The organism is Legionella tunisiensis, from assembly GCF_000308315.1.
GTDB classification, from domain to species: domain Bacteria; phylum Pseudomonadota; class Gammaproteobacteria; order Legionellales; family Legionellaceae; genus Tatlockia; species Tatlockia tunisiensis.
The window spans coordinates 1-6,495 of sequence record NZ_CALJ01000147.1; the positions used below are offsets into that span (position 1 = coordinate 1).

Below are 6,495 nucleotides of genomic sequence, written 5' to 3' on the forward strand. Positions count from 1 at the left end.
GAAGATTCAGCTCAATAAGGACGAGCCTTTTTTACATCAATTAGTCGATGATAGTACTGGGATCACTATCTCTGCGGTTAGATCATCAACCCATCCAAACATTAAGAAAATTGATCTTTTTACTGTCCCGGATATGAATAAATACCCGCTCAAACCGCTTGGTGTCGTGGTGCAGATTACAGGAAAGGATGATGTTGTTGCTTTATTCAAGCTTGAGTCCGAAATCTTAGAAAAATTAAAGCCATTTTTAGAACGGGCAAAGATTTATCCTGAGTCTGCTTTTTTACGTCCTAGAGTACCGGCATTAAACGTTTCAGAATTTGATAATTTGCAAATCTACGATAAAAAACACATAAAGATTATGAAATTATCAGACAATCTATTGCTCAGGCTGTGACAGCCTTTATGCAGAAAAAATCCAATGCCGAGGTTATGGTGGTGGATGTTGGAACGGGATTGGGGGATTGTCTGGATTTAACTGTCAAAACGTTATTATCGATTCCCAAAAATATTATTGCGATAGGTATTGATCCCAATGATAAAAGCATAGAGACAGCACAAAAAAATTTTCTGGTTATCAATTTATTCTTGCTGAAGCCCGCTTTTTAGAAAAATAATTCAAGAAACAGAGCAGCAAAAATCGAATAAAAATTTTTAGTTGCCGTCACTGCTAGTGGCTCGCTTACACGGCTAGTGCTCAATAATACCTTGGAAGCATTGGTGGTTTTTCAACAAGCCAACCGTGTAGCAGATATTATGGTTTTAGGGGGGGGAAATGAAGTATTGATTACTCGCAAGAATGCCAAAAAATTGGTTGGTATGCTCAATATCAACCTGATCAATTAGAAGGGGAGAATTTAGTTTATGTGCTAACAAAAGAAGAGCTTCATATTCCCAAAGTAAAAGATGGTCATCTGAATTTATCCTTACATGCGAATCCTCTTCTAGTGTTAATTCATTGCGATGATCTGGCAAAAATTACAAGCATCGATCTTGGTTTAGCTTATCTGAAGGAAGAAGAGATTGCTCAATTACTTAAATTGATGCCGCAACTTAAAAAATACAAATCTCTGACTTGGAAAAATGGAAGGGCGAATTAGAAAATAGTATCAAAACGCATGGTCTTGAAGTGATTATTTCTGCTGATTCAGGGGACTATGCTGATACTGAATTAGATCCTAAGCGATGGGAGTTAAAAAATTCACTTCAAAATTTTATAAGCAACATGCAGGAATGCTTACCTTTTTTAATAAGAGTATCTCCAGTCTAGAAAAAGAAGCGAATGTACCGGAATATAAGCCTGATAAGCAAGAATCACCTCAAGACTATCTTGCACGTTTGGAAACTCGAGCTGATCAAGGAGACGATATAGCAAGTTATGTTCTGGCAAAAAGGCTGTCAGAAGAGATAACAACCTTTCAAAATTTGCAAAAAAGCTTTAAATATTGGTCTGTCTTATATGAAAAAGGATATCCTGTTCTTCTTGAGCTTGAGAAAGTTCATCATCTTATAGAACAGGCGAATCCATTACAGGATCTTTATGCCAAACTAAACGAGACATTTTCTAAATTTAAGTCAAATGGCTGATAAAGTGACTATAAAATTTTTTTGTAAGAAATATGGTATTCGTGTTTTATTTGAGTAACTCGCCTATCTCTACTTGTAAACATTTTATTCTAGCTTTCTTATCTTTATCTATCAGTTATACTCTCCGCATGAATGCTACTAGGAGCCGCAAATGCCCTTTAATCTTATGACTGATTGGTTAGCACAGGAAGCTAAAGCAGGCTCAGTAAATCCTGATAGAGCGGTTTTATCGACGGTAACCTCAACAGGTATTCCACATAGCCGTATTGTAGCCATTAAGGCGATTGAGAAAGCGAGTGAAAGTGTTTTATTTTTCACTCAGCGAGGAACGAGAAAATTTGTCGAGTTAACCGAGAATCCACGGGTTTCAATGGCTTTTTGGTTTGCAATGCAACAACGGCAGGTTATTCTGGAGGGAGTTGCTAAACCACTTTCTATACAAGAAAACGACATTTATTGGCGAGCTCTTCCGCGCGAACGTCAATTACGTTTTTCTACTTATGCGCCTACCTCGGGTAACGCTATCGATTCGCTTGTTGAGTTAGACAAAAAGCTTGAAGTACTTAAACAACAATATCAAGATTGCCCGTCGCTCCCCATGAGTGAATTTTATTGTGGATTTCGTGTGTTCCCTGACACGCTGTATTTTTATACTTTAGGCTCAGAATCATTTTCTGAAATGATAAAGTATGCAAAAAATACTAGCGGTTGGAGTCAACAATTGCTTTCACCTTAGGTATGGAAAGAGCGAAAATTAATGACAGGGAGGTTGTATAGTTTTTTATAAAGCTATTACTAAAATTTTTTCTCTTTTGCATTAATTAGTTTATCAACAAATTGTTAAGACGCGCAGTATGTAAGGCATGTGCCGGGGCTATTTAAAAATCTTGGTGTTCAAGTTGTTACATCTAATCCGCCAAAAAAGCAAAAACAAATCAAAAAGACTATAATTTATACAGAATGAATAAGGAAAGGCTGCTAACTTCAGATAAACATGGAAAAAGGATTAATCTGATGAAAACCTTCGCTCTATTAATTCTCTTTTTATTTCTTTTCAAGCAGAGGCTGTTACTGCTTGTCGGTGTACTTGCGATTTGTCAGATAGAAGGCTATGTGCCAGTACAATTTTTCTGGATCAACCTTGTCCTGGAATATGTCCGGCACAGAATCCTTCGGCACCACCTATGGGGAATACGGCTTGCCCTACGTCAAAAGTCTTTAATGCAAACAAAAATATGTATGAGTGGGTAGCCATTTGCCCTGATTAAGGACGATTTTATTCTCCAGCGTAGCGACACTCATTTTTGGCCATTTCTGTGCAGATTTGTACACAGTTATCATCCTTTGAATCTGGGCACCTGACAGCGGTGCAGCGTTGCACGCTTTGTTGTACGCAAAGATTCTGATCGAATTGTTGCTGCTGGATCTGTACCTCAGGAATATCTTCGGCTTGAACAGCAGTGAAAGATAATAACAAGGGTAGACTGATGAGAAATTTATTCATGATATGATTTTCCTTTGCTATATCTTCCAACTTAGCATAGAAAGAATGATGTACGCTATATCTATCTACCATAATGGCCTAAATACCAAAGAAATCGAATGAAGACTATCTTCTTACTGATCGGCTCCAATATCTTTATGACGTTTGCCTGGTATGGTCATTTAAAACGTGTTACTAGTAAACCTTTATATTTTGCCATTTTAGTCAGCTGGCTATCGCATTTTTTGAGTGTACTTTACAAGTACCGGCGAATCGTTTGGGCTACAAAGAGCCCCATTTAGATGGTGGAAGGCATATTTTATTTTTAAAGCTGATAAGGTATATCAAAGGCCTTAATTTGACTATTTCCCTGGTTCCAAGTTATATCTGTAAATATTTATTTGAGTCGTGAAAAGCTCTCTATAAGGATGTAGCATGCAACAATTCATAGTATTTGCATTGGGTAATTTTACCCTGACTCTATTTATTCTAAGTGTCCTATTGGCTGTACTTGTACTTACATTAAAATCCAAGCCAAAGAAAGCAGAGGTTATTGAAATTCTCTTTTCTTATTTTCTGCTGTTTAACATCGGTATTAGCTATTTATATAATTTCGTTATGCATGTTTTTTCGGCGATATGGCAGCCCGATTTATTGGTTGGGCACAAAGCCCTTTTCAACTTGAGGTAGGTTTTGCCAGCTTAGGTTTCGCTGTTGTTGGGCTCATTAGTTTTTGGAGCAAACTTGGCTTTCGTGCAGCGACAGTGATTGCGCCTGCCATATTTTTGTGGGGAGCAGCAGGCGGCCACATTTATCAAATGATCGTTGCCAATAATTATGCACCGGGTAATGCTGGTGTTATTTTTTGGACCGATATTTTCATACCAATCCTTGGTTTTAGCTTGCTTTGGTTACAATATAAAAACCCCATATCTCAAACGTAATGACGGAGGAGGCCTGTTTGTATAGTACTCAACGCGAGTTGTCTTTTTTATAAAATTTAAGATGATTCTTCATAGTCATTAATTTTGAGTAACTCTTTCCCGGTATGTTCTTATTCAGCAATCTTGCCAAGCCAAACAATTCTGCAATAAATATTTAATATTCACTTAATTTAAACACTGTACACTTCAGAAAATTTTTTACATTGTGGAATATAAGGTTTCGGCAAGTCTATTATGCCTAAGATAAAAGCAATAAAGATTAGTAAATCAGCTTTAGAGCAGCATATTCAATCTTCTTCTTATATTGCTCTGTATAAGATTCTTACTACTCCTGTTACTCTTTATACCAATGTAAAAGATTCTCTTCGGACGATGAATAAAAAAGCACCGTCCAAAGACGAAATTCAAAAAAGCCGAAGCATCATTAAAGATCTTTTAATCAAAATGCATGTCAATTTTGAAATTCAAAGGCAAGTTTTGGAAAATGTACAAAATGCTAAAACACTGGAATAATTGATTCGTGCCAGGAAAATATTAAAAATTCTCCATGATAATGGTTTAAGTAGTGCTGCTGCCGATCAATTTTTTTAGGTGGCCATTTTCGCATTCGGGATGGTGGAAAACTATTTGCGCAACTTAATGCAATCAAAGGTTCTGAGCCTAGATTTTCCTCTCATTTTCCCAAATCCCGTATAGAAGAAAAGGGTATTAGTGCAGGTAGGATCTTCCCAGAGGTATTATTTTTAAAGACCTTGGAAGGGGATAAAATCTATTCGCATTTTCAAGCAGAAGCATCTCCTTGGCGGCATGTGCAATCAGGAGGTTTATCTAACTATGTTCCCACTTTGCAAACGCTACAAACAATGGAACATATTTATGATTCTGCTATTTATTTTTCTGCTAAAAAATAGCAGAATATCGCAACCAAACTGCCCATAATCGCTCAAATTATGGATGGTCTCCCTTCGCAGATGATAACCCCATTACTTCAATGAGGAAATTACCCAAGCAATCTCAGCAACAGAGTTGTGCCGTGGAATCAGAAAAAGAAACTACACCTTTTTCTGCTGCAACGATGGTATTGTAATTTATTCCCGCATAATTTATTGAAAAATATAATTTAAATGACGTTTTTTAATTTGATTGTACGCCTCATTTATAATCAATAAAAATCCAATATATTCATAATAATTCCTTAATTTTTGCTTGTTACCATGGTGGTTTTTTAAGTCAAATTGGTTCATTATGGGTAAATCTTTATTTTTGCTAAACACAGCAACTCTCGACAATTCTGATCTATTAACTATTTTAAATTTAGCTGAAATTAATCAGAAAATGGATTTTGCCACTGAGATTGTAAAAGTATCTTCTGGAGTAGCTAAATTTCTTAGAATTGCGCAGGTATATTATGAGCGAGATGGCGTATGTTTTACCTTTGATAAATTTACTGTCAAACCCACTAATACCAATAAAAAGGTTGAAGATATCCCTGCAGTTAGAAACGAAATTCGCTTTGTCTACGATGAGGTACAGGTAACATGGCATCTTGTAACAGTAGCAACGAGTGGCCTGCGATTTCAAAAAGAAGTTAATCAACTTACTGTGGAAGATGCCAAGCAACCTTATCTTGCTGGATTAAAGCTAGCTGAGCTTAAGACACTTCTCAAAAAAGCAACGTTAACCAAGAGCGAGTGGGACCAAATCAAAGCGGATTGTTTTGTTCACTCCAACCCATTGCATGCTATGGCTGCGTTATTAAGAACTACCCTGGATAAGCTAAAAAATCTTCACACTGCCAGGGAAATTAGAGAGATACGTACTTATTTTAGAGATAAAATTCAAAAGCAAGGAATCACCTTGATTATTTACTCGAATGTGTTAAATGCCGATGCTTGTGGTAAAGCAGAAAGTAGCTATGTAAAAGCTAGCGTGAGGCAAGCAATTCAGCCTCATCAGCAATTGCGGGTACTGTATATAGGTGGGGGACATGGTTGGCCCAGAAAGGAATGGGATGGGCGGGGAATGTTATCTGCATTAAAAGCTAAAGATATAGAGGAAATTTGCGTCACTTTAAAAACAAAAAATATACGTGTTTATGGTGTAATCGTTTTAAGCAGCTGCTTTAGTGCTTCTTATGCCAATCAATTTTCTTTCCTATCTACTCGAAATAGCGTGATGTTGTCTTCAAGTTTATCGCAGGCAGGAGAGAATTTCTTTAAAAATGCAGTAACAGTGGCTAGTCTCCAAAATCAATTGAGTTTCTTTAGTGTTATTCAAAACCATCCAAAGCCGACCCCAACAGGGTTATGTATCACTTATAAAGACAAACACATCGGGCTTAAACTTTGTTATAGGAAAACAGGGTTGCCAGCTACTTCAGCGTATGATGAGTATGTCAAAAATAATCAAATAGTTGCTTATCTTAAAAGTAAAAAACCTGAAAGTGAGTTTAGTGACTCTTTGCAGGATTGCAGTGAAAGA

At 36.8% G+C, this 6,495-nt stretch carries 11 protein-coding genes and 1 pseudogene; 11 read left to right on the forward strand and 1 reads right to left on the reverse strand.

The features are described 5' to 3' along the window. The 6 genes from BN58_RS31680 to BN58_RS09490 all read left to right on the forward strand — a co-directional run. Nucleotides 1-397, forward strand: a 397-nt coding sequence (locus BN58_RS31680) for a hypothetical protein (protein ID WP_040916377.1), incomplete at its 5' end; no start/stop codon positions are given. Continuing rightward, entirely contained in the window at nucleotides 394-609 is a 216-nt protein-coding gene (locus BN58_RS09470; RefSeq protein WP_019216608.1) for a hypothetical protein, read from the forward strand. The genes BN58_RS31680 and BN58_RS09470, both read left to right, overlap by 4 nt. Nucleotides 610-693: 84 nt before the next feature. Next, nucleotides 694-846 (forward strand): hypothetical protein, encoded by a 153-nt coding sequence (locus tag BN58_RS30780; RefSeq protein ID WP_019216609.1) that lies wholly within the window; start codon nucleotides 694-696, stop codon nucleotides 844-846. Between the two features lie 20 nt (nucleotides 847-866). Continuing rightward, nucleotides 867-1,100: a hypothetical protein gene (locus tag BN58_RS09480; RefSeq protein WP_019216610.1), complete on the forward strand. Its 234-nt coding sequence runs from the start codon at nucleotides 867-869 to the stop codon at nucleotides 1,098-1,100. A gap of 85 nt (nucleotides 1,101-1,185) precedes the next feature. After that, nucleotides 1,186-1,587 carry a hypothetical protein gene (locus tag BN58_RS09485; RefSeq protein ID WP_019216611.1) on the forward strand — a complete coding sequence of 134 codons (402 nt, stop codon included), beginning with the start codon at nucleotides 1,186-1,188 and terminating at the stop codon, nucleotides 1,585-1,587. A gap of 151 nt (nucleotides 1,588-1,738) precedes the next feature. After that, nucleotides 1,739-2,323, forward strand: a complete 585-nt coding sequence (locus BN58_RS09490) for a pyridoxamine 5'-phosphate oxidase family protein (protein WP_019216612.1) — start codon at nucleotides 1,739-1,741, stop codon at nucleotides 2,321-2,323. A 540-nt stretch (nucleotides 2,324-2,863) separates the two neighbouring features. Here the strand turns inward: BN58_RS09490 and BN58_RS09500 are convergent. Further along, nucleotides 2,864-3,091: a hypothetical protein gene (locus tag BN58_RS09500; RefSeq protein WP_019216614.1), complete on the reverse strand. Its 228-nt coding sequence runs from the start codon at nucleotides 3,089-3,091 to the stop codon at nucleotides 2,864-2,866. 98 nt (nucleotides 3,092-3,189) lie between these two features. Between BN58_RS09500 and BN58_RS37715 the strand changes: the two genes are divergently transcribed. The 5 genes and pseudogenes from BN58_RS37715 to BN58_RS23795 all read left to right on the forward strand — a co-directional run. Next, nucleotides 3,190-3,372, forward strand: coding sequence for a DMT family protein (locus tag BN58_RS37715; protein ID WP_198009860.1), 183 nt, complete (start codon nucleotides 3,190-3,192; stop codon nucleotides 3,370-3,372). 133 nt (nucleotides 3,373-3,505) lie between these two features. Continuing rightward, a pseudogene (locus BN58_RS36970) lies at nucleotides 3,506-4,014 on the forward strand (DUF6790 family protein). 234 nt (nucleotides 4,015-4,248) lie between these two features. Continuing rightward, on the forward strand, nucleotides 4,249-4,527 hold the full coding sequence (locus tag BN58_RS09510) for a hypothetical protein (RefSeq protein WP_019216616.1): 279 nt from the start codon (nucleotides 4,249-4,251) through the stop codon (nucleotides 4,525-4,527). 239 nt (nucleotides 4,528-4,766) lie between these two features. Next, on the forward strand, nucleotides 4,767-4,925 hold the full coding sequence (locus BN58_RS30790) for a hypothetical protein (protein ID WP_019216617.1): 159 nt from the start codon (nucleotides 4,767-4,769) through the stop codon (nucleotides 4,923-4,925). 334 nt (nucleotides 4,926-5,259) lie between these two features. Beyond that, on the forward strand, nucleotides 5,260-6,495 hold a 1,236-nt coding region (locus BN58_RS23795; RefSeq protein ID WP_040916378.1), incomplete at its 3' end, for a hypothetical protein.